Origin of the sequence: Mesorhizobium amorphae CCNWGS0123 (assembly GCF_001686985.1) — a bacterium.
In the GTDB taxonomy this organism is placed as follows: Bacteria; Pseudomonadota; Alphaproteobacteria; order Rhizobiales; family Rhizobiaceae; genus Mesorhizobium; species Mesorhizobium amorphae.
This window is the reverse complement of record NZ_CP015318.1, coordinates 1,448,761-1,474,797: the sequence shown is the minus strand read 5'-3', so window position 1 is coordinate 1,474,797 and position 26,037 is coordinate 1,448,761. Positions and strand designations below refer to the sequence as shown.

The following is a 26,037-nucleotide window of genomic DNA, read 5'->3' as shown; positions in this document are numbered from 1 at the left end:
GCGACATGCATTAAGCCCTGATCCTTTCTCCCGCCGGATCATACAGCGGCTCGAGATGGATTTTTGCCCGCGTGCGTTCCATCGCCACCACCAGCTCGTAGTCGCCGGAGGCGAGGAAGTCGTCGCTTATGCCCTCGGCATTGCGCACATAGCCGAAGCCGACATTCTTGGCCACCGTATAGCCGTAGCCGCCGCTGGTGAGATAGCCGACCGGCTCGCCGTTGCGCAGGATCGTCTCGCGGCCGACCAGCACGATCTCCGGATCGTCGACCGTGAAGCCGGCAAAGCGTTTCTTCGGCGCGTTGCCATTGACCTTCTCAAGTGCCCGCCGGCCGACGAAATCGGTGTTCTTCCTCAGCTTCACCGCCCAGCCAAGGCCGGCCTCCTGCGGCGTGTCGTTGGGTGTGATGTCCGAGCCCCAGGCGCGATAACCCTTTTCCAGCCTGAGCGATTCCAGCGCCCGGTAGCCGACCGGGCGGATGTCGTATGTCTTGCCCGCCGCCATCAGCGCGTCGAAGATCTCGCCGGTTGCCGCGATCGGCACATGCAACTCCCAGCCGAGTTCGCCGACATAGGTGACGCGAAGCGCCCGAATTGTATGGCCGGCAATGGCGAACTCGCGCACATGGCCGAACGGGAAGGCGGCGTTCGACACATCCGAGTCTGTCACTGCTGAGAGCACGTCGCGGGCACGCGGTCCCATCAGCGACAGCGTGCCGAAATCCTCGGTGACGTCGCTGAAGGTGACGTCGAGATCCTTGCCGACATGGTCGTCGATCCACGCGAAATCATGCGTGCGGAAACCTGTGCCGGTGACGACGTAGAACTTTTCTTCGCCAAGCCGCGCCACGGTCAGATCGGCCTCGATGCCGCCGCGCGTGTTGAGAAGCTGCGTGTAGGTCAGCCGGCCGACCGGCTTGGCGACGTCGTTGGCGCAGATCCAGTCCAGCGCCTTCTGCGCATCCGCGCCAGTCATCTCGTATTTGGCGAAGGACGACTGGTCGAAAATGCCGACCTTCTCGCGCACATGCCTGTGCTCCTCGCCAACCGCCGAGAACCAGTTCTGCCGACCCATCGAATAGATGTCTTCCGGTTTGCTGCCCTCGGGCGCGAACCAGTTCGGCCGTTCCCAGCCGAGTTTCGAGCCGAACACCGCGCGATGCGTCCTCAGCCGCTCATAGAGCGGCGAAACGATGCGCGGCCGTCCCGACAGGTACTCCTCATGCGGGAAACCAATCGTGTAGTGCTTGCCATAGGCTTCCAGCGTGCGGTCGCAGACCCATTGCCGGTCGCGGTGCAGGCCGGAAAACCGCCTGATGTCGACCACCCATAGATCGAGCGGCGCTTCGCCATCGACCACCCATTGCGCCAGCACCCAGCCGGCGCCGCCGCCGGAGGCGATGCCGAACGCGTTGAAGCCGGCGCCGACGAACATGTTGGCGCATTCAGGCGCCGTGCCGAGGATGAAATTGCCGTCCGGGGTAAAGCTTTCCGGACCGTTGATCATCTGCTTGACGCCAACGGTCTCCAGCGCCGGAACGCGCGCAATTGCCTGACTCATATGCTGCTCGAAATGATCGTAGTCGTCGTCGAACAGACGGAATTCCCAGTCGTTCGGGACGTCGCCCCCGGGGAGATCAGTCATCCAGGCCTGCGGGTTCGGCTCATAGCCGCCCATCACCAGCCCGCCGACCTCTTCCTTGAAGTAGGTACGGCGGTCGGGATCGCGGATGGTCGGCGCGTCGGTCGCCAGGCCCTCGATCTTCTCGGTGATGATGTACTGGTGCTTCACTGGCTGCAGCGGCACGTTGATGCCGGCCATGGCACCCACCTGCCTTGCCCATTGCCCGGCGCAGTTCACCACCTTGTCGCAGCCGATATCGCCTTTGCTGGTCTTCACCGCGGTGATGCGGCCGTCCTTCATCTCGAAGCCGGTGACGCGGACATCCTCGAACAGTTTCGCGCCATGCATGCGTGCGCCCTTGGCCAGCGACTGCGTAATGTCGGACGGGCTTGCCTGTCCGTCGGTCGGCAGCCAGGAAGCGCCGGCGAGATCACCGGTCTCGAGCAGCGGCCACATTGCCTTGACCTCGGCCGGCGACAGCAACTGCATGTCCATGCCGAAGCTTTTGGCCGTCGTCGCCAGCCTTTTGTATTCGGTCCAGCGATCGGCATTGGTGGCCAGCCTGAGGCATCCGGTCATCTTCCAGCCGGTGGCGAGACCGGTTTCGGCCTCCAGCCCCTTGTAGAGCTCGACCGAGTATTTGAGCACGCGGGTGATCGAAGCCGACGAGCGCAACTGCCCTACAAGGCCTGCCGCATGCCAGGTCGAGCCCGATGTCAGCTTGCCCTGTTCCAGCAGCACGACATCGGCCTTGTGGTCGCGCGCCAGATGATAGGCCGTCGAACAGCCGATGATGCCGCCGCCGATGACGACGATCCCGGCATGGCTGGGCAAGGTCATGTCAGCATCCCGTATTTTGTCCGGTAGTTTTCCAGCGCCGCTTCCAGCCGCGTCAGGTTTTCCTCGGTGTAGGCGACGTAATCGATGCCCGGTGCGTCGAGGTAGAGTTCGGAGACCATGCTCCACATCGCCTCGCGCAACAGCGAGGCACATTGCATGGCCGCATGCGAGCGGCGGATCGCTTCGTCCGGCTCCTTCATGAAATAGGCGGTGAGCAGGGCGAAGGATTCCTGGTCGCTCAGGCCGGCATTCGAGGCAGCACCCGCAAGGTCGAACATAGCCGTGTTGAAGCCGGCATATTCGAAGTCGATCAGCCACAGCCTGTTGCCGTCGTCAAGAATATTAGCCGGCAAAAGATCATTGTGACCGAAGACGATCGGCAGCAGCTTCTGTGCCCGCTCGAGCTCGTCCGCCAGCGTCAGGAGATAGGGCAGGTCGCCCCGCTTGCGGCTGCCGCCTTCCTCCAGCGTGCGCGCATAGTCGCGGATGACGTGGAACACCCAGAACATGAAGCCGGCGCCGGAGATGTGGTTGGGCATCTCGCGATGGAAACCGCGCATCAGGGCCGCGACGCGGCCGATGTTGGCGCGCACGTCTTCGGCCGTATAGGTTCTGGCGCCGAGATATTCCGTCACCATGATGCCCGGCTCGGCATAGCGGACCGCAGGTGCGAAGCCGGCGGCATGGGCCGCCCGCGATGTCATCACTTCGCGCTCGCGAAAGACGTGGTGGAAAGGATAGTCCTGGCCGAAGCGAACGACATGCCGCCCGGCCGCGTCCTTGACCACATAGTTGGCGTTGCTGAGGCCGCCCGGCAGCGGCGCAATCTCGATGCTGCCGGTCCAGCAAGGCAGGGCGCGGATGCGGTCTTCGGCAATCACGGGATCATCCCTGGTTCGGCTGAACTTCGACAAAGCGCCGCACATAGCGCAACGCTGGCGGGGAGAAACACAAAAACCTCGTCGGTGCGGGACGCCGGGTCATTATCCCGCACCGCACCGACGAGCCCCTTTTGGCCAGGTATTTGAGCCCCCGGCATCCGCCCCCGCGGATCTGAAAATTCCTTGCGCAGGCACAGACGGTCTGGCCGGTGCGTTTGCCTGCGGCTCTGCCATCAACCTCCAGTGGCAGTTTGAGCCTGTCACGCGGTTGATCTCACGCCAGTGCTGACCGGCTGTCAATAAAAAGCTGTGACTTTTTTTGGGTGTTTTGCCCGAAACCATAAGCAATTCCTTTAAAAACGTTTGAATTGCCTTAGAATCGGTCAACTGCGCAAGTCCCCGGGAAAGCCGCATGGTCCACTCGAAACGGCATGGCGAGATCCTGCGCCTCCTGCAGGAGGAGGGCACCGTCACCATCGCCAGCCTGGCCGATCGCCTGGGGGTTTCGTTGGAAACCGTGCGGCGCGACGTCAAGCCGCTCACCGGCGACGGGTCCGTCCTCAAGATGCATGGTGCCATCGGCCTGCCATCACTGATCGGTGAGGCGCCGTTCGAGCGGCGCATGCGCGACAACGCCGACGCCAAGCGCCTCATCGCCCGCATGGTCGCCACCACCATCCGCGACGGCGAATCGATCATGCTCGACACTGGTACGACGACGTCGTTCCTCGCCCGCGAGCTGCTCGGCCACCGGCGGCTGACGGTGGTCACCAATTCGTCCGACATCGCCCGCACTTTGGCCACCGTCAATGGCAACAAGGTCTATATGGCCGGCGGCGAACTGCGCAGCGATTCCGGCGCGGCCTTTGGCGCCTCGGCCATCGAATTCGTCAGCCGCTTTTCCGTCAGCCACGCGGTGATCTCCATCGGCGCCGTCGATGCCGTCGCGGGCGTCATGGACTACGATTTGGAAGAGGCCGAATTCGCCCGCATGGTGCTGTCGCGCGGCCAGCGTTCCCTCGTCATCACCGACCACTCGAAGTTCGGCCGCCAGGGGCTGGTCCAGGTCTGCGGCTTCGGCGGCTTTTCCGAACTCGCCACCGACCACCCGCCGCCACGCGACATCGCCGCCGCCCTTTCCGAGGCCGGCGCGCGGCTGAGCATTGCGAGCGCCGAAGCCGGGTTCTGATCCGCGCCGCAGGATCAGTGCCCTGCCACTTCCCAGCGCGGCCTTCGCCGTGTTTAGTCCGGCCATGGCCTTCACCATCAGACAACTGCAGTTCTTCGTCGCCGTCGCCGAGCAAGGCACGGTGTCGGGCGCCGCCCAGAACCTGTCGATCTCGCAATCCTCGGTCACCGAGGCGATCAAGGAGCTTGAGAGCGATCTCGGTGTCGAGCTGTTCGAGCGCCATCCGCGCGGCCTCAACATCACCCACAAGGGCCACCAGTTCCTGCGCCACGCGACCAAGATCCTGGCCGATGTGTCCGATGCGCGCCGCGCCTTCTTCGGCGACCAGCTGGTCGCCGGCGGCCGCCTGCAGCTCGGCGTCACCTCGCTGGTCGCCGGCTATGTGCTCTCCGACCTGCTCGCCCGCTACCGTCGCGCCTATCCGGGCGTCGAGGTCTCGGCCATCGAGGACAATGGCGATTACCTTGAACACCTGCTGATCGGCGGTAAGCTCGACATCGCCGTCATGGTTACCTCGAACCTGCGCGACCGCACAGCACTGCAGTCGGAAATCCTCGAGGTCTCGGCCTACCGCCTGTGGGTGCCGCTCAGCCATAAGCTGGCCAGCGCCGACATCATCGGCATCGGCGACATCGCCGGCGAACCGCTGATCATGCTCACCGTCGACGAGATCGAGGAGAACACCGGCAAGCTTTTGGCGGCGATTGGCGCCAAGCCGCATGTCGCCTTCCGCACCCGCTCGGTGGAGGCGGTGCGCAGCCTCGTCGCCACAGGTGCCGGCGTGGCGCTGCTGCCCGACCTCGTCTACCGGCCATGGTCGCTTGAAGGCGACCGTATCGAATCGCGTGATATTTCCGGCACTCTGCCGGTCGTCCAGGTAGGCATGGTCTGGCGCCGCGGCTCCAGCCTGCCGCAGGCTGCGCGCGACTTCATCGGCCTTGCCCAGTCGCAGCGCACGGTCCGCCAGCGGCCCTGACAAGGCTCGGCCTCGGCCTATCGGAAAAACCGATATCGCCTTTCTGATAAATGAATTTGCGAAACCGGAAATTTCGCCGCACCTTTCATTTCAGGGACCAAAGCCGCCGCGAGAGTGCGGCCCCTAAAATGGGAGATCGACGATGAATTCATTCCTTAAGTCATGCACTGCATTGACGGTCGCGCTGGCCTTCTCCGGCCAGGCTATCGCCCAGGTCAAGGAACTCGGCAAGGGCGAGGGCGAGGTCAATATCGTCGCCTGGCCGGGCTACATCGAGCGCGGCGAAACCGACAGGGGCTATGACTGGGTGACGTCCTTCGAGAAGGACACCGGCTGCAAGGTCAACGTCAAGACAGCCAACACGTCGGACGAAATGGTGTCGCTGATGAATGAGGGTGGCTTCGATCTGGTCACGGCCTCGGGGGATGCCTCGCTGCGGCTCGTCGCCGGCAAGCGCGTGCAGCCCATCAACACCGATCTCGTCCCGAGTTGGAAGACGGTCGACGACCGGCTGAAGGATGCGCCCTGGTTCACGGTCGACAAGGTGCATTACGGCGTTCCCTACCAGTGGGGTCCGAATGTGCTGATGTACAACACCGAGGTGTTCAAGGAAGCACCCAAGAGCTGGAACGTCGTCTTCGAGGCGATGGACCTGCCCGATGGCAAGCCGAACAAGGGCCGCGTCCAGGCCTATGACGGACCGATCCACATCGCCGACGCAGCCAACTATTTGATGTTCCACAAGCCGGAACTCGGCATCAAGGATCCCTACGAGCTGACCGAGGACCAGTACAAGGCCGCACTCGACCTGCTGCGCGTCCAGCGCACGCTGGTTGGCCGCTACTGGCACGACGCCGCCATCCAGGTCGACGATTTCCAGAACGAAGGCGTCGTGGCCTCGGGCTCGTGGCCCTACCAGGTCAACACGCTGGTCGCCGCCAAGAAGCCGGTCTCTTCGACCATCCCCGAGGAAGGCGTCACCGGCTGGGCCGACACCACCATGATGGAGGCCGACGCGGCCCATCCGAACTGCGCCTATATGTGGCTCGAGCACTCGCTGTCGCCGAAAGTGCAGGGCGATGTCTCGGCCTGGTTCGGCTCGCTTCCCGTGGTGCCCGCCGCCTGCAAGGGCAATGAACTGCTTGGCGAAGAAGGCTGCAAGACCAACGGCTACGACAATTTCGACAAGATCAAGTTCTGGAAGACGCCGGTGTCGAAATGCGCCAGCGAAAACAACCAGTGCGTGCCTTATTACCGCTGGGTGTCGGACTATATCGGCGTCATCGGCGGCCGGTGATTTAGCCCATCGCCCTCCCCTTTGTGGGGAGGGCCAACGCGTAACGTTGGGGTGGGGTCAGCGAGGTGGGGGGATTCTCGGCAGGTCTTGCCGGATCACCCCCACCCGCGACTTCGCGCGACCTCCCCACAAGGGCGCGCAGTTCGCTGGCCCCGCCCGCAATCCGTGGCGGCGCTGGCGATATCGACAAATCAACAGGCAACAGACTGACAGCCCATGACCTCCGCCGTCTCCTTCCAAAAGGTCTCCCGCCATTTCGGCAGCGTGCGCGCCGTCGATGCGGTCGATCTCGACATCGAGCCGGGCGAATTCTTCGCCATGCTCGGCCCGTCCGGGTCCGGCAAGACCACCTGCCTGCGACTGATTGCCGGTTTCGAGCAGCCGACCGCGGGCTCGATCTCGATTTTCGGCGAGCGTGCAGAGGGCGTCCCGCCCTATCGTCGCAACGTCAACACCGTCTTCCAGGACTATGCGCTGTTCCCGCATCTCAACGTGCTCGACAACGTCGCCTACGGGTTGATGGTCAAGGGTGTCGGCAAGCCGGAGCGGCAGAAGGCGGCCGAAGAGGCACTGTCGCTGGTGCGGCTGCCGGGCTATGGCGCGCGCCGGCCGGGTCAGCTTTCCGGCGGCCAGCGCCAGCGCGTCGCGCTGGCGCGTGCCTTGGTCAACCAGCCCAAGGTGCTGCTGCTCGACGAGCCGCTCGGCGCGCTCGACCTCAAGCTGCGCGAGAACATGCAGGACGAGCTGAAATCTCTGCAGAAGGCGCTTGGCATAACCTTCGTCTTCGTCACCCACGACCAGGGCGAGGCGCTGTCCATGGCCGATCGCGTCGCCGTCTTCAACGACGGCAAGATCATGCAGATCGGCACGCCCGAGGATATCTACCAGCGGCCGAGGACGCGCTTCGTCGCCGATTTCGTCGGCTCCTCTAACGTGCTGCCGCCGGATTTCGTCCAGCGTTATTCCGGACAGCACCGCTGGGGCAGCCTGCGCCCCGAATCCATCCGCGTCGGCCGCGGGGCCAAGGGCGACGGCGTCGCCGCCCGTCTCGTCTCGACCAATTATCTCGGCGCTACGACAAGACTGGCGCTTGATGCCGACGGGCTGAGGCTGCACGCCATCGTGCCGGCAGGCACTGCGGTGCCGGAGGAAGGTGAAGCGGTCGTGCTCACCTTCAATCGCGAACATCTGCATCTGATGGACGAGCCGGCATGAGCCTTGACGCTGCCATGCCGCGCACCACCGCCCCCGCCATCTTGCCGGGAAGCGGCGGCCTGCGCGGCACGCTGTCGGACCTATTCTGGCGCCGGCCGCAACTCCTGCTTTTGCTCATGCTGTTGCCGCCGGTGCTGTGGCTCGGCATCGTCTATATCGGCTCGCTGTTTGCGCTCTTGCTGCAAAGCTTCTTCTCGATCGACGAGTTCTCCGGCCTGATCAACCGCGAGTTCACGCTGAAGACCTATGGCGACCTGTTCCAGGCCGCCAATCTCGATATCATCCTGCGCACGGTGACGATGGCGGCGCTGGTCACGGTGGCCTCGGCGATCATCGCCTTCCCCATCGCCTATTATGCTGCGCGCTACGCACGCGGCCGCTGGAAGGCGCTGTTCTATCTCGGCGTCATGCTGCCGCTGTGGTCGAGTTATCTGGTCAAGATCTATGCCTGGAAGCTGATCCTCGCCAAGGAAGGCATCCTCACCTGGCTGCTCGCCAAGCTGCACCTCCTGTGGCTGCTCGATGGCTGGCTGTCGCTGCCGATTGTCGGCGGCAATTCGCTGTCGGTGTCCTTCACCGGCACCTTCATCGTTTTCGTCTATGTCTGGCTACCATTCATGATCCTGCCCGTTCAGGCCGCCCTCGAGCGCGTGCCCGGCAATCTGGTCGAGGCCTCGTCCGATCTCGGCGCCTCGCCCGGCCAGACCTTCCGCAACGTGCTGTTCCCGCTGGCGCTGCCCGGCATCGTCGCCGGCTCGATCTTCACCTTCTCGCTGACATTGGGCGACTACATCATCCCGCAGATCATCGGCACGTCACGGCTGTTCATCGGCCAGGCCGTCTATTCGCAGCAAGGCACGGCCGGCAACATCCCGCTCGCCGCCGCTTTCACCGTGGTGCCGATCGTCATCATGGGCTTCTATCTGTGGGGCGCCAAGCGCATGGGGGCCTTCGATGCGCTCTGACCGCGGCCCGTCGGCCCCTCTCCGCCTGAAGATCGCCGCAGCCTGCGGCCTGCTCTTCCTGCATCTGCCGATCCTGCTGATCTTCGTCTATGCGTTCACCACCGAAGAGAAAAGCTTCGTCTGGCCGCCGCCGGGGCTGACCACGCAATGGTTCGCCGTCACCTGGAATCGTCCGGATGTGTGGGAAGCGCTTTCGCTGTCGGTCCGCGTCGCGGCCATCTCGACAGCCATCGCCCTGGTGCTGGGCACGCTATGCGCCGCCGCCGTCTCGCAGACGCGCTTCTTCGGCCGTGAAACTATTTCGCTGCTGGTCATCCTGCCGATCGCGCTGCCCGGCATCATCACCGGCATTGCGCTGCGCTCGGCCTTTTCGCTGGCCGACATCCCGTTCTCGTTCTGGACGATCGTGCTCGGCCACGCCACCTTCTGCGTGGTCGTCGTCTACAACAATGCCGTCGCCCGTTTCCGTCGCACCTCAGGTTCGATGATCGAAGCCTCGATGGATCTCGGCGCCGATGGCTTCCAGACCTTCCGGCATGTCGTGTTGCCCAACATCGCCACCGCTCTGCTAGCCGGCGGCATGCTGGCCTTCGCCCTTTCTTTTGACGAAGTCATTGTCACCACCTTCACCGCCGGCCAGCAGCAGACCGTGCCGATCTGGATGCTGGAGGAACTGATCCGTCCGCGCCAGCGCCCGGTCACCAATGTCGTGGCCATGGTCGTGGTGCTGGTGACGCTGCTGCCCATCCTGCTTGCCTACTACCTGACCCGCGACGGCGACCAGATCGCCGGTTCGGGCAAATAACCCCAAAAGAATAAGGGAGAAACCTCCATGGACACCCAGATGCTGATCGGCTCGATCTTCGACAAGGGCACCGAGACCGAGGAGCCGATCCTCAATCCCAAGACCGGGGCGACCATTCTCAACCTGCCGGAAGCCAGCCCGGCGCAGATCGAGGCTGCTGTCAGTGCCGCCGAACACGCGTTCGTCAGTTGGTCGCGCACCACGCCGGCGCAGCGCTCAGGCTATCTGCTGAAGATCGCCGATCGCATCGAGGCCGAAGCGCAAGAGTTCGCCGCGCTCGAGGCGTTGAATTGCGGCAAGCCGATCAATGCCGTGCTCAATGACGAGATCCCGGCGATCGTCGATTGCTACCGCTTCTTTGCCGGCGCCGTCCGCTCGATGCCAGGCGTGGTCGCCGGTGAATATCTGCCCGGCCACACCTCGATGGTCCGCCGCGACCCGATCGGCATCGTCGCCTCGATCGCACCATGGAACTATCCGCTGATGATGATGGCCTGGAAGCTGGCGCCGGCGATCGGCGGCGGCAACACCGTCGTCTTCAAGCCGTCCGAACAAACGCCGCTGACGGCGCTAAAGCTGGCCAAGATCCTCGCCGATATCCTGCCGGAAGGCGTCGTCAACGTCGTGCTCGGCCGTGGCGACAGCGTCGGCAACACGCTGATCAACCACGCCAAGGTCAACATGATCTCGATCACCGGTGACGTCGCCACCGGCAAGAAGGTGCTGCAGGCCGCCGCCAAGTCGGTCAAGCGCACGCATCTCGAACTCGGCGGCAAGGCGCCGGTCATCGTCTTCGACGACGCCGATCTCGGCGCAGTGGTCAACGGCCTGCGCGCCTTCGGCTACTACAATGCCGGCCAGGACTGCACCGCCGCCTGCCGCATCTATGCCGGCAAGAAGATATACGACAAGCTCGTCGCCGATCTCTCCTCGGCCGTTTCGACCATCAAATACAACCGCCCCGACGACACCGAAAACGAGATCGGGCCGCTGATCTCGCGCCGCCAGCGCGACCGCGTCTCCAGCTTCGTCGAGCGCGCCTCGGAACTGAAACATATCGAGATCACCACCGGCGGCAAGCCGGGCGAGGGCTCGGGTTTCTTCTACCAGCCGACGGTTGTTGCCGGCGCGCTGCAGGAAGACGAGATCGTGCGCCGCGAAGTATTCGGTCCGGTCGTTTCGATCACACGCTTCTCCGAGGTCGACGAGGCCGTGAACTGGGCCAATGACAGCGACTACGGGCTGGCGTCGTCGGTGTGGACGAAGGACGTCTCGCGCGCCATGGCGACGGCAGCCCGCCTGCAATATGGCTGCACCTGGATCAACACCCATTTCATGCTGACCAACGAGATGCCGCATGGCGGAGTGAAGCAGTCCGGCTACGGCAAGGACATGTCGCTCTACGCGCTTGAGGATTATACCGCCGTGCGGCATGTGATGGTGGCGCATGGGTGAAGAGCGGTCCGCGTAGCGGACGAAAAGCCAACGATTTGGCTTTTCGAACGACGAACGCCCGGAGCCATAGCGGAGGGCCGGCAGCCCGTCGCAGCACTTCCCTTCTCCGCTTGTAAGGTGAGAAGGGAAGGGCCGCAGCTTACGCCGCCTTGTCGCGCACCTGATAATCCTTCACCGCAGCAAACCGGATCGCCTTCCAGCGCTCGGCTTCGTAGTTGAGCGAGAAGGCGTGCTGGGCCAAAAACACCGGGTCGTTGTCGAGGTCGCGGGCGATGTCGCCGCGATGCGCCTCGATGAAGCGCTGGACTTCGGCCTTGTCGTCGGCCGATATCCAGCGGCAGACGGAAAAGCGCGACATCTCGAAATCGACGGGCAGCGTGTATTCGAAGTTCAGCCGCTCCTTCAGCACGTCGAGCTGCAGCGCGCCGACGACGCCGACGATGGCAGGCGAGCCGTCTTCTGGTGAAAACAGCTGCACGACGCCCTCCTCGGCCATCTGGTGCAGCGCTTCCTTGAGCTTCTTGGCCTTCATCGCGTCGCCGAGGCGAACGCGGCGCAGGATTTCCGGAGCGAAATTGGGCACGCCGCGGAACAGGATCTCCTCGCCCTCGGTCAGTGTATCGCCGATGCGCAGCGTGCCGTGGTTGGGGATGCCTACGACATCGCCGGCGAAGGCTTCGTCGGCGGTGACGCGGGTGCGGGCGAAGAAGAATTGCGGCGCCGACAGGCTCATCGGCTTGCCGGTGCGCACCAGTCTGGCCTTCATGCCGCGCTCAAGCTTGCCCGAGCAGACGCGCACGAAAGCGATGCGGTCGCGGTGGTTCGGGTCCATGTTGGCCTGGATCTTGAAGACGAAGGAGGTCATCTTGTCCTCGGTCGCCTCGACCTTGCGGCTGTCGGCCTCCTGCGCGCGCGGCGGCGGCCCGAAGGCGCCAAGCGCCTCGATCAGGTCGCGCACGCCGTAGTTGCGCAGCGCCGAGCCGAAATAGACCGGCGTCAGATGGCCCTCGCGGAAAGCATCGATGTCGAGCGGGCGGCAGGCTTCGCGCGCGAGCTCCAGTTCCTCGATGAAGGCCTCGCGCTCATTTTCCGGCAACAGACCGGCGACGCGATTGGAATCGGGACCGTTGACCGGCGTGCGCTCTTTTTCGGCGTCGCCCTTGCGCACTGCGTTCAGCGCCAGATGATAGGTGCCGGCAAAGGTCTTGCCGCGGCCGATCGGCCAGGTGATCGGCGCGGTGTCCAGCGCCAGCTTCTGCTCGATCTCGTCGAGGATCTCGAACGGATCGCGGCTTTCGCGGTCCATCTTGTTGACGAAAGTGATGATCGGGATGTCGCGCAGCCGGCAGACCTCGAACAGCTTCAGCGTGCGCGGCTCGATGCCCTTGGCGGCATCGATGACCATGACCGCAGAGTCCACCGCCGACAGGGTGCGGTAGGTGTCGTCGGCGAAATCCTCGTGGCCGGGCGTGTCGAGCAGGTTGAAGACATTGTCCTCATATTCGAAGGTCATCACCGAGGTAACGACCGAAATGCCGCGCTCACGCTCGATCTTCATCCAGTCGGACCGGGTCTGGATGCGGTCCTTCTTGGCCTTGACCTCGCCGGCAAGCTGGATGGCGCCGCCGAACAGCAGCAGCTTTTCGGTGAGCGTGGTCTTGCCGGCGTCGGGGTGCGCGATGATCGCGAAAGTGCGGCGGCGCGATACCGCCTGTTCGATGTCTTCAGCCAATTTTTGGAATCCTGTCTGTGGCGCGGGCTTCTAGCAGCGCTTTCCCGGCCTGTCGACGGTTTTGGGCGGATGGGCCCCGACCGCGCTTGAGCTTGGACCGCCGCAATGGCATCAGGGAGCTCAATTCGGAGAGAGTTCAGCATGAGCAAAGCGAAGGAAGTCATCGTCATCGGCGCTGGCATCATCGGCGCCTCGATCGCCTGGCATCTGGCCAAGGCCGGAGCGCGAGTGACGGTGATTGCCGAAAGCGCCGCCGGCGGCGTCGCCACGCCGAATTCCTTTGCCTGGATCAATGCCAGCTGGGGCAATCCCGAGATCTATTTCCGGTTGCGCACCCGCGCCATGACGGAGTGGACAAGGCTGGCAAAGGACCTGCCCGGCCTGCCGCTCGCCTGGTGCGGCAGCCTGTGCTGGGACATGCCGGTGGACAGGCTGGAAGCCCATGCCGCCGAGCATTCGTCGTGGGGCTATGGCGTTGAACGTATCGGGCGCGAACAAGCGGCGCGCATCGAGCCAAATCTCGTAGAACCTCCCGACTTCGCCCTCCATGTCGCCGAGGAAGGCGTGGCCGAACCGGTCGCCACCGCGAAAGCGCTGCTGGCCGATGCCGAACGATGCGGCGCGAGAATGATGGTCGGAGCCGTCACCGCCCTGGTGCACAGCAACGGCAAGGTCACCGGCGTGGAGATTTCGGGGCAACGGATTGCCGCGGACGAAGTGGTGATCGCTGCCGGCGCCGGCGCCCCGGCCATTGCCGCGACGGCCGGGGTGAATCTGCCGATCGAGACACCGGCCGGCCTGATCGTCCACTCGCGCCCGTACAAAAAGCTGCTCAACGGCCTGGTGATGGGCGAGCCGCTGCATATGCGCCAGACGTTGGAGGGCCGCATCATTGCCGGATCCGATTTCGGCGGCGGCGATCCCGGCATGGACCCCGAAGCCACCGCGCGGGACCTGTTCGCGACAGCGAAGAGCATGCTGCGCGGCGCCGACGGGCTGGAGCTGGATTTCCACACGATCGGTTACCGGCCAACGCCTATCGACGGTTTTCCAATCATCGGCCGCGCCGAGGGCGTCGACGGCCTCTATGTCGCGGTCATGCATTCCGGCATCACGCTGGCGCCGGCTGTCGGTCTGTTTGCCTCTCGCGAAATCCTCGACTGCGAGCGCGATCCGCTGCTTGCCCCCTATGGAGTGGAGCGCTTAGCTCAATAATTGGGCGGGCGGCGGAAGCCGCCGGTGAGCGGTTCGATCGCCTTGGCAATGCCGAGCAGCCGCGATTCCGACCAGCGCCTGCCGACCAGCTGCAGGCCGATCGGCAGGCCGTTGCGGTCCTGTCCGCATGGTATCGCCAGCGCCGGATGGCCGGAATAGTTGAAGACCGCGCCATAGGCGGGCAGCATCCAGTAACTCTGCTCCTTGCCATCGACCTCGATCGACGTACCCGGTGCGCAATGCGCAAAGGCCGTGGTCATCGCGACCGGACAGAGCAGCGCGTCGCAGGTTTCGAAGAACCGGTCCCAGGCGAGGATCGAGCGGTCGCGACGGGCGAGCGCCTCGAACCAGCGGGAGACAGTCGAAGGCTGCTCGGGCGGTTCCGGCTGCGCTGCCTCCAGCATCATGCCGATCAGTTCGCCGCCCTGTTCCAGATCGTCGTGCAGGTCGAGCTTAGGCAGTTTGGCTTCTTCGATGGTGGCACCCTCGCCCTGCAACTGGCGGGCAAGGTTTTCGACGGCAGCACTGATCTCGCCGGCCACCGGAAAGCCGGGAAAGGACGGCGCGATGGCGATGCGCAGCGATTTGAGGTTGAGCGTCTCCATGGGCTCGACCGGCACCGGCGCGAGGTCGGTGTCGCTTCCGTCCGGTCCGGCGATGATCTGGTAGATCAAAGCCAGGTCCTCGACGGTCCGCGCCAGCGGGCCGAGACAAGACATCAGCCGCACGCTGCGCGCAGCGCCGCCGGGATCGGGGAAGGCGTCGGCCAGCGAGATCCGATGCTCGGTCGGCTTCAGGCCGTAGACGCCGCAGAAGCTGGCAGGCAGGCGGATCGAATCCTGCATGTCGGTGCCGACCTCGAACGGCGTCATGCCCGTTGCGGCAGCCGCGGCCGCGCCGCCGCTGGAGCCGCCGGCGGTACGGTCGAGGTTCCACGGGTTGCCGGTGCGGTCGAACAGCGGATTGTCCGACTGCCAATCACCCAGCATCGTCGCGACATTGGTCTTGCCGACAAGAACGCCACCGGCGGCCTTAAGCCGGGCAGCGATCGGGCTGTCCTGTCTCGCGACATAGTCGGCAAAGGGCGGGAAGCCGACCGTGGTTCTCATGCCTGCCGTTTCATGCATGTCCTTCAGCGTGAAGGGCACGCCATGCAGCGACCCGAGAGCGTCGCCGCGCGCCAGCGCCGCGTCGGCCTCTTTCGCACGCTCGCGGGCCCCTTCGCGGTCGAGAATGACGACAGAGTTGACCGCTCCGTTGTGCCGGTCAATCTGCGCCAGATGCGCCTCCAGCGCTTCGACGGCGGAGATATTTCGTGCGGCGATCGCGGCAGCGAGTTTGATGGTGGAGGAAAAGGCGAGGTGCATGACAATACTCCGGCTGGCGGCCGCGCTTGTGCATCAAGATGGCGGGCTGCGGCGCGGCTTCAAGCCAAGTTCAGCATGGGAGGGCGTTGTGGCGCTTGATTGGGATTGCGCTGGATCCGTCGAGGTCGACGCGCTACGCCCCCTGTCCTGCCGGCGTGGCCGCAATTTGCAATTAGACGACGAGTGCCAGCTTGGCCGACGCGGGCGCGAAGGGACGAATGGCCATGCCGTCGCTGCCGATGGTGACGAAACTCGATGGCGGGATCGCCTGCCAGTCGCCGCCGTCGCGGTCGAAGGGCTCCGACACGATGCAGCGGCCGCCACCATTGCGGAAGACGGAGGTGTAGAGCGTCGGCGCGTGGGCGTCGGTGGCGTAGCGCACGGCGTAGAGCGTCTGCCCATCCGAAAAGGCGGCGGTGAGCCTCAAAGCCGGCTCAAGACCGGCGCGGCGGGAGGCTTCGATGACGCGGCTGGTGGCGCGCGACACTGCCCCTTGCGTATCCGCCGAAAGACCCTCGTCGATCATCAAGAGAAAAAAGAGTTCGGAATCGGTGGTGCCCTCGCGCTGGTCGAAAACGGCGTCGGAGAGCGAATTCTCCAGCGCGCGGCGAATCTTTTCGAAGCCGCCGATCTGGCCGTTGTGCATGAACGACCACTGGCCTGAGATGAACGGGTGGCAATTCATGCGGCTGGTGGCGCCGCCGGTCGAGGCGCGTACATGGGCGAGGAACAGGCCGGATTTGATCTGCCGGCACAGGCTCTTCAGGTTGGGGTCGGACCAGGCCGGCAGGATGTCGCGATAGAGGCCGGGCTCGGGCCGGTCGCCATACCAGGCGAGACCAAAACCGTCGCCATTGGTCGGCGACTTGGCTTCCTGGGCGCAGTGGCTCTGGGCGATCAGCGAATGACAGGGCGCCGTGATGATGTCTTCGAGGAAGACCGCTTCACCAAGATAGGCCGCCCACCGGCACATCGCTTCTACCGTCCGTTATGCGCGATCCATCAGAGCCGCCGGCTCCTTGGTCGCGTGCGAGCCTCTGTTGTGCGTCCGCTCGTAGAGTTCGCGGACGATTCGGCTTGCCGTAGTCTCGAACAGAAACGGCAAGAAAGCGTGAACGAGGGCGGCCCCCGCAGCCATCGACAGGCGCGAGCAGAACCACGCGGCAAAGGCCATATGGCTGAAGTAGCTCTCGCCCACCTTGGCCGGGTGCGATGTAAAGAGCTTCGAAAGCTGCGTCATGGTGATCCCTCCTGCCGGGATAAGCCCCGATGCTGGGTATCCTGCCACGGGCCGAAGGTTCATTGGTCTCAATTTGTCCTTGTCATGACCTACAAATTGGGACATTCATCCCAACATGTCGCAGGAAATCGACGAAATAGACCGAAGATTGCTGGCCGAGTTGCAACGTGACGGCACGCTGTCGGTCGACCAGCTCTCGGAAAGAGTGTCGCTGTCGCGCAATGCCTGCTGGCGACGGGTCAAACGGCTGGAAGAGGACGGCATCATCACCGGGCGAGTGGCGCTGGTCGATGCCGACAGGGTTGGACTGGGGCTATCGGTGTTCATCCTGATCCGCACCTCCAACCACGATCCCGACTGGTTGCGCAGATTCCGGGCGGCGGTGACCGGCTTTCCCGAGATCACCGGCGTCTATCGCATGTCCGGCGACCTCGACTACGTGCTGCGCGCCCGAGTCGCCGACGTGAAGGCCTATGATCGGCTCTACCAGCGGCTGATCGCCAAGGTGGCGCTCTCCGACGTCTCGGCCTCCTTCGTCATGGAAGAGATCAAGGAAACGACGGTCGTGCCTGTGGAACTGCGCTGAAACGGAACCGTCGCAAAAGAAAGCCGTTGATAGCCTTGCGGCCGAGTTGACCGAATCGGGATTCGTGCCGATAGGAATGGCTTTATGCGCGCAGCCCTTTATCCAACTTCCGTCATCGGCCCCTCCGTCGGTTTCGTCAGGTTACCCCATGGCGAAGGCCTGCCGCTTCCAGCCTATGAAAGCGCGGGCGCAGCGGGCATGGATCTGCGCGCAGCGGTGCCGGACGACCGTCCGTTGCTGATCCTGCCCGGAAAACGCGCTTTGGTGCCGACCGGGCTGATACTGGAAATTCCGGAGGGCATGGAAGGCCAGGTTCGGCCACGTTCGGGCCTTGCCTTCAAGCATGGACTTACTGTCCTCAATTCACCGGGCACGGTCGACAGCGACTATCGCGGCGAGGTGAAGGTGCTGCTGATCAATCTCGGCGACGAGGACTTTGCCGTGACGCGCGGCATGCGGATCGCCCAGATCGTCTTTACGGCGGTGACCCAGGTGGCGATCGAGGAGCGCTCACTCGCCGGCGGTACAGCGCGCGGCTCTGGCGGATTCGGGTCGACCGGCACCGCTTAATGGGAACGCCCAAACTCGTCATTTTCGACTGCGACGGGATCTTGGTCGATACCGAGAACCTTGCCAATCAGCGCCTCGCCGAATGGCTGAGCGCCGCCGGTTTCACAACCACCCTCGAATACTGCCGCAAGCATTTCTCCGGCCGCAGCATGGTCTCGGTGCAGCAGGACGTCGAGGCGACCGGCGTGAGCCTCGGCGCCGATTTCGTCGAGCGCTGGAATGCAGGCTTGCCGGACCTGTTCGCACATGGTGTCGAGGCGATCCCTTATGTGCGCGAGTTCATCGAGAAAGTGCGGGCGGCCGGCATCGACTATTGCGTCGCCTCTTCGGCGCGGGTGTCGAAGATGCACATCACGCTTGGCCAGACGGGGCTGCTGCCGCTGTTCGAGCACGCCATGTTCTCTTCGACCATGGTCGGGCGCGGCAAGCCGTTTCCGGACCTGTTCCTCCATGCCGCGACGACGATGGGCTTCGCGCCCGCCGACTGCATCGTCATCGAGGACAGCGTCGCCGGGACCGAGGCCGGCATAGCCGCAGGCATGCGCGTTTTTTCCTATCACGCCGATCCGTATTCCGATCCCGACGGCCTGGCCGGGGCCGGCGGCATCCTGTTCGACGACATGCGCGAACTGGCCGGCCTGGTGCCGATCCACTGAGCTGATTTCGGCCAGCGGACCTTGCTGTATGCCTCGTCTGTCCGTGCTAGCCTGATGCCCGCCAGCCGGGGGCCACGCATGAACCTTTTGCTTCGCCTTGTCCTTTTCTGCCTGTTGCTGCTTTGCCTTGGGGCGACAGCGGGTGCGCAAGGCGTCAGCTTTCCCGATCTGGGTACTGCCCTGCCCGGCCACCAGGATGTCACCTATCTCGACCTTGCCAGAATGGTCATTCCGGACCTGAAGACGGGTACGGACGGCTTTTATGCCGGAACCCTGCCGATCGATATGCGCCACATCGAGGGTCCGGATAGCGGTGGCTCGCCGCCGCCGACATCGAGCTTTCCCAACGCCGCCGTGCTCGACATCAAGACCGGCGGCAAGGACCGGCTGACGATGCTGTTCGACCTCGGCGACTCTCCCGATAGCGCCGAAGGCTTTGCGGTGCTGGCACTCTACGATCTCAGCGGCAAACCGAAACTGCTCGACGCCGTCAATGTCGCCGTCGACAGGAACAGCTATTTCCGTGAACCGAACAGACTTTCGCTGGGCGCCGGCGACGATGCCGTCGTCACCATGAGCACGCATTTCAACTCGAACCAGGGCTATGTCGGCACAGCACTGATCATGGTCCGCGACAACCGCTTCCAGCTGATCGACATGATCTACACGTTCGATGAAAATGTCTGCGCCTACAGGCGCACGCAAAACCTGGCCTTTCAGACAAGTGGCGACAATCAACCCTATGCGGCGATCAAGGTGACGGTCACCGACGCCACCGTGCCCAGCGAGGAGGATTGCGGGGAAGCCCGGCCGGAGGCTTCCTCGCACGATATCTCGGTCACCTATAGGTGGGACAAGGTGGTGTCGCGCTACGTGAAGGACTCCGACGCGTTCGAGCGTTTGTCAGCAGAGAACGCCAAGCGCTTCTGACCCAAACGCATTCGTTTGCCCGGCGGAAACCGGCACGATAGACTCCGCATCACAATTCCGTATCTGAAGGAAACTCTTCATGGACAAGGGCAAGATCTTTCGCGACCTGCATGCCTCGACCTTCGTCATGCCCAACCCCTGGGATGTCGGCACGACGAAGCTTCTCGCCTCGTTCGGCTTCAACGCGCTGGCGACGACCAGCGCCGGCTTTGCCTTCTCGCGTGGCCTGCCTGACGGCGCGGTGACGTTCGACGCCATGATCCATCATTGCCGCGAGGTGACTGCGGCGACCAGCCTGCCGGTCTCGGCTGATCTCGAGCGCGGCAAGGGCGACAGCGCCGAGCGTGCCGCCGAAACCATCTTCGCGGCCGAAGCCGCCGGCCTTGCCGGCTGCTCGATCGAGGACCACACCGGCGATCCCGACAAGCCGATCTACGATTTTTCGCACGCGGTCGAGCGCGTCGCAGCAGCCGTCGAGGCGGCGCGGGCGCTGAAGCGCGATTTCGTCTTCACGGCGCGGGCCGAGAATTTCCTGTGGGGCCGGAACGACGTCGACGACACGATCAAGCGGCTGCAGGCTTTCGAGAAAGCCGGCGCCGACGTGCTCTACGCGCCCGGCCTTGGCGATATCGAGACGGTGCGCACCGTGTGCTCGGCGGTGAGCAAGCCGATCAATGTCATGGCGCGGCCGGGCTTCACCGTCGCCGACCTTGCCCAGGCAGGCGTCAAGCGGATCTCGCTCGGGCCGTGGCTGACCAATTTCGCCTTCGGCATGTTGGAGACGGCGGCGCGCGAGATCCAGGAGGAAGGCACTTTCGGCTTCACCCGATCCGCCATGTCGTTCGGCAAGCTGCAGGCGCTGTTTGGCAAGTCCGGCGAATGAAGCCTACCGTCGTCGACGTGGCGGCGAGCCCCTGAGGATATTCACCGGCGGCTTTCGCGTGCCGAGACCGCCTTGTGGAGATGCACCATGATGGCGGCCGCGAAGAGCGGCGTCACCAGGTTGAGCAAGGGCACGGCGAGGAAGGCGGCGATGACCAGCCCGGCGAGAAACACGGTGCCGGCATACTTTCTGCGCAGGCCCTTGGCCTCCTCCTCCGGGCGAAAGCGCATGGCGGCGAATTCGAAGAACTCGCGCCCGAGCAGGTAGCCGTTTACGATGAAGAAGGCAGCTATGTTGATGCCCGGCACCAAAAGCAGCAGCAAGGCGACGATGTTGCCGAGGATGACGACGCCGAAGAATTTTATCGACAGCACCAGCGAGCGCAGCGCCGGCACGGCGCGTCCGGCCGGATCGCCGGGATAGTCGGTGCGCTCGACCACTTCGGCGACATCATCGAGGAACAGGCCGGCAATGATCGCCGTCACCGGTGCAATGAGCAACGCCATCCCGAACGCAAGAGCGATGGCGGCGATGATGCCGCTCAGCCATCCGGCCCAGGACGGCAGGCCCGGCAACAGCGCCTCGACCCACGGCAGGGCCAGCCAATCGACAAGACCCGTCAGACCGAACCACAGCGCGACCAGCGCCAGCAGGGTCAGCCCGAGCGTCTTCAGGAAAACCGCTCGGAATTCGGGAGAGAACAGCTGACTGGCAGCGGCGCGGGCAGCGTCAAGGATCACGGCTTTTCCACCCCCTGGGACAAAACGGACATCTCCGAGATAGGCGGAGACCCGGCAGGCCACAAGAGCGACTTGCCTACCCGGCAGGTGCTGCCTTGCGGGCCGGGATGGTCATGGCCGCCACGCCCGCGACGACAAAACCCATGCCGAACCAGGCCGTCGGGCCGAGGCTCTCGCCGAGGAAGAGCGCGCCGATGCCGACGCCGATCGGCACGCGCAGATAGGCTTGCGACGTCGTGCCGACCGAACCCAGCGTGTGGATGAGGCGGAAAAAGATCGAGAAGGCGAGCGCGGTGGAAAAGACCGACAGTCCAAGCAGCGCAAGGACTGACGCGGTCGAGGGCGAAAGCGTCCAGGGCCGGTCGAAAATGAGACTCAGAGGGATGAGGATTGCCGTGCCGCAGATCATCGAGCCGGCGGCGGGCAGCATCGGGTCGAGTCCCCTGAAGTTGCGCCCGAAAATAGCGGCACCCGCGTAGCTGACGGTGGCGGCGATGACGGCAAGCTGCGCCCAGAGCTGCTGGCCGAGGCCGCCCAGCGCCTCGGTACCGACGATGAGGCATATGCCGGCGATGCCCGCGCCGACGCCGACCAGCTTGCGCAGCGTCACCGGTTCGTGGCGGGTGATCAGCGCCGTCAGCAGGAAGGTGAAGATCGGCGAGGTCGCGTTGAGGATGGTGGCAAGGCCGGCATCGATGGAGCGTTCGGCGGCGGCAATCAGCGTGAATGGGACAACGCTGTTCAGGCAGGCCTGGAACATGAACCGGCGCCAGGTCACCACATCCCTCGGCATGGCGAGGCCGCGCCAGCGGATGAGCGCGAGCAGGATGCCGCCGGCGATCAAAGTCCGCCCTGCGATGAAGGTCACCGGCGGGATCGTCTCGACGCCGACCTTGATGAAGGAGTAGGACGACCCCAGAGCACGGCCAGCACACCGAGCAGGGCCAGTTCGGTGGTCATGTTGGTCTTTTCGGGCATTGCCGGTTCGCGCCTCGGAAACTTCGATCGGTCCCGCTTCTAGCTCAAGAAGAAACGAAAATGCTTCGATCTGGATGCAACCATAGCTGCCATGGTCACAGCTGCCATGGTCCAGTTCGATCCGACGGCTGCCGCAGCGAAGTTGCCAATGGCAGCCACAGGTCGGCGTCGCGGAAGACAATGCCGATTTTCGGGGCAGGCAAAGCGGCGGCAACTCCAGAGCCTGATCCAGCCTGATTGAATCGGGCTGGGGCTCTATTTTCTGTTTGACCACGATCTTGTCCGAAACCGGGTTCCCCTTTTCGGGATCATGGTCTAGACCCGCGCGCGGCCGGCATGGCAGAAAGCCGGTGGTTGTTGGCGGAGATATTGATGCCGGACTATGACGTGCTTTGTATCGGCAATGCCATTGTCGACATCATCGCCCAGTGCGACGAGGCGTTCCTCGAGACCAACGGCATCATCAAGGGCGCGATGAACCTGATCGACACCAGGCGCGCCGAGCTGCTCTACAGCCGCATGGGGCCGGCGATCGAGGCGTCGGGCGGCAGCGCCGGCAACACGGCGGCGGGCATCGCCAGCTTCGGCGGCCGCGCCGCATTCTTCGGCAAGGTGTCCAACGACCCGCTCGGCGAAATCTACACCCACGACATCCAGGCCCAGGGCGTCGCCTTCGACACCAGGCCGCTCCAGGGCCAGCCGCCGACGGCGCGGTCGATGATCTTCGTCACGCCGGATGGCGAGCGATCGATGAATACCTATCTCGGCGCCTGCGTCGAGCTCGGCCCGGAGGACGTCGAGGCCGACAAGGCCTCAGGGGCCAAGGTCACCTATTTCGAGGGCTACCTATGGGATCCGCCGCGCGCCAAGGAAGCGATCCGACAGACGGCGAAGCTGGCGCATGAAGCCGGGCGCGAAGTGTCGATGACGCTGTCGGATTCGTTCTGCGTCGACCGCTACCGCGACGAATTCCTCGACCTGATGCGCTCGGGCACCGTCGATATCGTCTTCGCCAACAGCCACGAGATCAAATCGCTCTATCAGACTTCGTCTTTCGAACAGGCGCTGGCGGCGATCCGCAAGGATTGCAAGATCGCCGCCGTCACCCGCTCGGAAAAGGGCTCGGTGATCGTGCGCGGCGACGAGACCGTCACTATCAAGGCGACGACGATCCGCGAACTGGTCGATACCACCGGTGCCGGCGACCTCTATGCCGCCGGCTTCCTCTACGGTTACACTGCGGGACGCAGCCTGAAGGATTGCGGCGATCTCGGCTCGCTGGCGGCCGGGCTGGTGATCCAGCAGATCGGGCCGCGGCCGCGGCAGAATTTGCGCAGCGCGGCCCAACTGGCGGGGCTGCTATAGTCTCGCAGCGTCACCCCTGACGGGCATCAAAAGACGCGGCCTGTCGCGCGCCTGTCACAGAGCGCACCTAGACGCAATCGAGGCGTTTCGCGACTGACATTTCGAGACGCCCGCAGCCAGTCGGGGTGTCAAAAAATGCAAGACAGCAACCTGTCGGGTCGCTGCATCTGTCGCCGCTGCGATTTTCGCTTTCCGTTGTAGCCGTTCAGCAAGCGGCCGCAGCTGTGGAGGAGCGCGCGCGGCCAGCAAGACAGATGCATGACCAGATTTCAAAATCCGATGGACGGAACTTCGCAGGAGGCCTTGGCAGGCCTGGTGGCGGAAGCTGTGCAACTGGCACTGATCCAGCATGGCGTCGTTCTTGACGCACAGGCCGTGGTTTCAACCAGCGTGATCGCCGGCAACATTGCCGCGGCACTTCCCTTCCTGTCGCAGACGGAACGGCTTGCGATCAGCGAATGGACTGCGCTCGCCACCGAGTTCTTCCGCGCAATGGCGGGCAAGATTGCGCGCGGCGGCACAGCAAGCGCCGGCCCTGGCACGGCAAGCGCCGGCCCTGGCATGACAAATGCAGGCAGCGCGGATGAGAGCCCTGCGCCGGCAAAGGACACCAAGAGGCTTGCATCCCTCACCCTCCGCAAGCCGATCGATGATCTTCAATCAAAGCTGATCGAGGACTGGGCAGGCGAGGTCGCCGGATCGACCTATCTGGAGGAGAAGTTTCGCATACCGCGCTCGACGCTGCACCGCTGGCAAAGGCGCAACGAGGTCATTGCGCTGCGCAAGGGTGGCCGCAAGCATGTCTTCCCGCTGGCCCAGTTCATCGATGGCAGGCCGGCTGCGGGGATAAGCGAGGTGCTGGCGGCGATCGCCAATCCAAGGCTTGCCTGGTTCTGGCTGACCCGCCCTTCGCCCGAGCTCGATGGCCGCATTCCGATCGAGATGTTGAAGCAGGACATGGTGGGCGACGTCGTGCCGGCCGCGCGCGATTTTTCGCCCGATTGACTTTCCGGATTTTTCGTCGCTCCCGATCTGCCGTTTCCAGATATTAGCCAAATAATAACTGTTCATATAGCAGTCAATATTCGACTTCCTCAGTTTTATCTAAATACAAATCATTGTGTCATTTGTTTCAAACGTGCCAATTGTGCCATCTTATCAAATGCATGACGTGATATTTGTGCAACAATACTCTTTTAAGAAGCGCAAAGTCGTTTTTGAACACAATCTCTGTTGAACGGCGCCGCCACTTGGGCCATGTCGGGGGCGAAAGAACGGCGCGGTGCGCGGCTTTCAACGTGGGGTGAAGCGGCAGGCTTCAGAGCCATGCCCGGACCTGATTTGAACCTTTGACTGGAGATTCAAGAAAATGAACATCAAGAGCCTTCTTCTCGGCTCCGCTGCGGCTTTGATCGCAGTTTCGGGCGCACGCGCCGCCGACGCGGTCGTCGTCGCCGAGCCGGAACCGGCCGAATATGTCAAGATCTGCGACGTCTACGGTGCCGGCTACTTCTACATTCCCGGCACCGAAACCTGCCTGCGCATCGGCGGCTATGTCCGCTATGACGCCTCGTTCGGCGACGGCGGCCGCGTGATGGACGGCACCAAGCGCGCAGACCGGGAAGACGGCGGCATCAACGATGCCTGGAACAAGAACGCCCGCTTCAACCTGAAGACCTGGACCGCCCAGGAAACCGAACTCGGCACCTTGAAGACCTATACCGAGACCCGCTTCAACTTCGGCAACACGGGCTCCGCCAGTGACGCTGGCAACAAGACTACGACGCTGAACTTCGCCTGGATTCAGCTCGGTGGCTTGCGGGTCGGTAAGGATGAATCGGTCTATGACTCGTTCATCGGCTATGCCGGCAATGTCGTCCAGGACACGATCATTCCTTACGGCATCAAGGACACCAACCTGATCAGCTACTATTTCGACGCCGGCAACGGCTTCTCGGCGGTGGTTTCGCTCGAAGAGGGTTCTGGCGTGACTGGCACGATCGACAGCTATGTTCCGCATGTCGTCGGCGGTGTGAAGTATAAGGGCGACTGGGGTGCGGTCACCGGCGTCGTTGCCTATGACAGCAACTATGAAGAGGTGGCCGGCAAGGTTCGCCTCGACGTGAATGCGACAAAGGATCTGACCCTGTTCGTGATGGCAGGCTACGGCACCGACGATAACCTGTCGGACGCCAGCAACGCCATCCCGGCCAACGGCGTCGGCTTCTACAAGCCGTGGACCGGCAATTTCGCCGTCTGGGGCGGCGGCACCTACAAGTTCAGCTCGAAGGTGGCCTTCAACACGCAGGTTTCCTACACCGACGCCAAGGACTTCGCGGTGGCGGCGAACATCGCCTACACCATCGTCCCCGGCTACACCATTACCGGCGAAGTCGACTATTTCGACAATTTCGACGCCAGCAACGCCGACGCGATCGGCGGCATCGTCCGCTTCCAGCGTTCGTTCTGACCGGAACCTGCAATCTCGACGAAAAGGCCCGCGGCAAATGCCGCGGGCCTTTTCATTT

General features: G+C 63.7%; 23 protein-coding genes and 1 pseudogene. 16 read left to right on the top strand and 8 right to left on the bottom strand.

The features are described 5' to 3' along the window. Positions 1-10 precede the first annotated feature (10 nt). Both A6B35_RS06990 and A6B35_RS06985 read right to left on the bottom strand, forming a co-directional pair. Positions 11-2,464, bottom strand: a complete 2,454-nt coding sequence (locus A6B35_RS06990) for a GcvT family protein (protein ID WP_006204417.1) — start codon at positions 2,462-2,464, stop codon at positions 11-13. Then, the gene (locus A6B35_RS06985) at positions 2,461-3,345 is read right to left on the bottom strand and encodes a phosphotransferase family protein (RefSeq protein ID WP_006204418.1); all 885 of its coding nucleotides are present in this window, start codon (positions 3,343-3,345) and stop codon (positions 2,461-2,463) included. The genes A6B35_RS06990 and A6B35_RS06985 overlap by 4 nt, the downstream gene beginning before the upstream one ends. A 412-nt stretch (positions 3,346-3,757) precedes the next feature. On the opposite strand from A6B35_RS06985, the gene A6B35_RS06980 reads away from it, so the two are divergent. From A6B35_RS06980 to A6B35_RS06950, 7 genes are all read left to right on the top strand, one after another. Further along, the gene (locus A6B35_RS06980; RefSeq protein ID WP_006204419.1) at positions 3,758-4,534 is read left to right on the top strand and encodes a DeoR/GlpR family DNA-binding transcription regulator; all 777 of its coding nucleotides are present in this window, start codon (positions 3,758-3,760) and stop codon (positions 4,532-4,534) included. A 64-nt stretch (positions 4,535-4,598) separates the two neighbouring features. Then, positions 4,599-5,510: a LysR family transcriptional regulator gene (locus tag A6B35_RS06975; protein WP_006204420.1), complete on the top strand. Its 912-nt coding sequence runs from the start codon at positions 4,599-4,601 to the stop codon at positions 5,508-5,510. Between the two features lie 142 nt (positions 5,511-5,652). Further along, positions 5,653-6,807, top strand: coding sequence for an ABC transporter substrate-binding protein (locus A6B35_RS06970; protein ID WP_006204422.1), 1,155 nt, complete (start codon positions 5,653-5,655; stop codon positions 6,805-6,807). A 216-nt stretch (positions 6,808-7,023) separates the two neighbouring features. Continuing rightward, positions 7,024-8,022: an ABC transporter ATP-binding protein gene (locus A6B35_RS06965; RefSeq protein ID WP_006204423.1), complete on the top strand. Its 999-nt coding sequence runs from the start codon at positions 7,024-7,026 to the stop codon at positions 8,020-8,022. Then, entirely contained in the window at positions 8,019-8,987 is a 969-nt protein-coding gene (locus A6B35_RS06960; protein ID WP_006204424.1) for an ABC transporter permease, read from the top strand. The genes A6B35_RS06965 and A6B35_RS06960 overlap by 4 nt, the downstream gene beginning before the upstream one ends. After that, positions 8,977-9,792, top strand: a complete 816-nt coding sequence (locus tag A6B35_RS06955) for an ABC transporter permease (RefSeq protein WP_006204426.1) — start codon at positions 8,977-8,979, stop codon at positions 9,790-9,792. Before A6B35_RS06960 ends, A6B35_RS06955 begins: the two co-directional genes overlap by 11 nt. 27 nt (positions 9,793-9,819) lie before the next feature. Beyond that, positions 9,820-11,247 (top strand): gamma-aminobutyraldehyde dehydrogenase, encoded by a 1,428-nt coding sequence (locus tag A6B35_RS06950; protein WP_065518159.1) that lies wholly within the window; start codon positions 9,820-9,822, stop codon positions 11,245-11,247. A 139-nt stretch (positions 11,248-11,386) separates the two neighbouring features. On the opposite strand, the gene A6B35_RS06945 is transcribed toward A6B35_RS06950, so the two are convergent. Then, positions 11,387-12,979: a peptide chain release factor 3 gene (locus tag A6B35_RS06945; RefSeq protein ID WP_006206862.1), complete on the bottom strand. Its 1,593-nt coding sequence runs from the start codon at positions 12,977-12,979 to the stop codon at positions 11,387-11,389. A gap of 141 nt (positions 12,980-13,120) precedes the next feature. Here A6B35_RS06945 and A6B35_RS06940 point away from each other — a divergent pair, with 141 nt between their 5' ends. Next, positions 13,121-14,194, top strand: coding sequence for an NAD(P)/FAD-dependent oxidoreductase (locus A6B35_RS06940; RefSeq protein ID WP_006206863.1), 1,074 nt, complete (start codon positions 13,121-13,123; stop codon positions 14,192-14,194). On the opposite strand, the gene A6B35_RS06935 is transcribed toward A6B35_RS06940, so the two are convergent. From A6B35_RS06935 to A6B35_RS06925, 3 genes are all read right to left on the bottom strand, one after another. Then, complete coding sequence (locus A6B35_RS06935) at positions 14,188-15,561, bottom strand: amidase (RefSeq protein WP_006206864.1); 1,374 nt, start codon at positions 15,559-15,561, stop codon at positions 14,188-14,190. The genes A6B35_RS06940 and A6B35_RS06935 overlap by 7 nt on opposite strands. 172 nt (positions 15,562-15,733) lie before the next feature. Further along, positions 15,734-16,534 (bottom strand): class II glutamine amidotransferase, encoded by an 801-nt coding sequence (locus A6B35_RS06930; RefSeq protein ID WP_006206865.1) that lies wholly within the window; start codon positions 16,532-16,534, stop codon positions 15,734-15,736. Positions 16,535-16,549: 15 nt separating this feature from the next. Continuing rightward, the gene (locus tag A6B35_RS06925) at positions 16,550-16,801 is read right to left on the bottom strand and encodes a DUF6356 family protein (protein WP_006206866.1); all 252 of its coding nucleotides are present in this window, start codon (positions 16,799-16,801) and stop codon (positions 16,550-16,552) included. Positions 16,802-16,916: 115 nt separating this feature from the next. Here A6B35_RS06925 and A6B35_RS06920 point away from each other — a divergent pair, with 115 nt between their 5' ends. From A6B35_RS06920 to A6B35_RS06900, 5 genes are all read left to right on the top strand, one after another. Next, on the top strand, positions 16,917-17,387 hold the full coding sequence (locus A6B35_RS06920) for an Lrp/AsnC family transcriptional regulator (protein WP_006206867.1): 471 nt from the start codon (positions 16,917-16,919) through the stop codon (positions 17,385-17,387). Between the two features lie 84 nt (positions 17,388-17,471). Continuing rightward, positions 17,472-17,957, top strand: coding sequence for a dUTP diphosphatase (dut, locus tag A6B35_RS06915; RefSeq protein WP_006206868.1), 486 nt, complete (start codon positions 17,472-17,474; stop codon positions 17,955-17,957). Continuing rightward, on the top strand, positions 17,957-18,613 hold the full coding sequence (locus A6B35_RS06910) for an HAD family hydrolase (RefSeq protein WP_006206869.1): 657 nt from the start codon (positions 17,957-17,959) through the stop codon (positions 18,611-18,613). The genes dut and A6B35_RS06910 overlap by 1 nt, the downstream gene beginning before the upstream one ends. Positions 18,614-18,691: 78 nt before the next feature. Then, positions 18,692-19,543, top strand: a complete 852-nt coding sequence (locus tag A6B35_RS06905) for a hypothetical protein (protein WP_006206870.1) — start codon at positions 18,692-18,694, stop codon at positions 19,541-19,543. Positions 19,544-19,622: 79 nt separating this feature from the next. Further along, positions 19,623-20,426, top strand: a complete 804-nt coding sequence (locus A6B35_RS06900; RefSeq protein WP_006206871.1) for an isocitrate lyase/PEP mutase family protein — start codon at positions 19,623-19,625, stop codon at positions 20,424-20,426. Positions 20,427-20,467: 41 nt separating this feature from the next. Here A6B35_RS06900 and A6B35_RS06895 read toward each other — a convergent pair whose 3' ends face one another. Further along, a complete protein-coding gene (locus A6B35_RS06895; RefSeq protein ID WP_006206872.1) occupies positions 20,468-21,166 on the bottom strand; it encodes a sulfate transporter family protein in 699 nt (232 codons plus the stop codon). A gap of 76 nt (positions 21,167-21,242) precedes the next feature. Beyond that, positions 21,243-22,144, bottom strand: a pseudogene (locus A6B35_RS06890) (DMT family transporter). 372 nt (positions 22,145-22,516) lie between these two features. On the opposite strand from A6B35_RS06890, the gene A6B35_RS06885 reads away from it, so the two are divergent. From A6B35_RS06885 to A6B35_RS06875, 3 genes are all read left to right on the top strand, one after another. Next, entirely contained in the window at positions 22,517-23,509 is a 993-nt protein-coding gene (locus A6B35_RS06885) for an adenosine kinase (protein WP_006206874.1), read from the top strand. 258 nt (positions 23,510-23,767) lie between these two features. After that, positions 23,768-24,514, top strand: coding sequence for an antitoxin Xre/MbcA/ParS-like domain-containing protein (locus tag A6B35_RS06880; protein WP_006206875.1), 747 nt, complete (start codon positions 23,768-23,770; stop codon positions 24,512-24,514). A gap of 364 nt (positions 24,515-24,878) precedes the next feature. Beyond that, positions 24,879-25,979 (top strand): porin, encoded by a 1,101-nt coding sequence (locus A6B35_RS06875; RefSeq protein ID WP_006206876.1) that lies wholly within the window; start codon positions 24,879-24,881, stop codon positions 25,977-25,979. Positions 25,980-26,037: the final 58 nt, after the last annotated feature.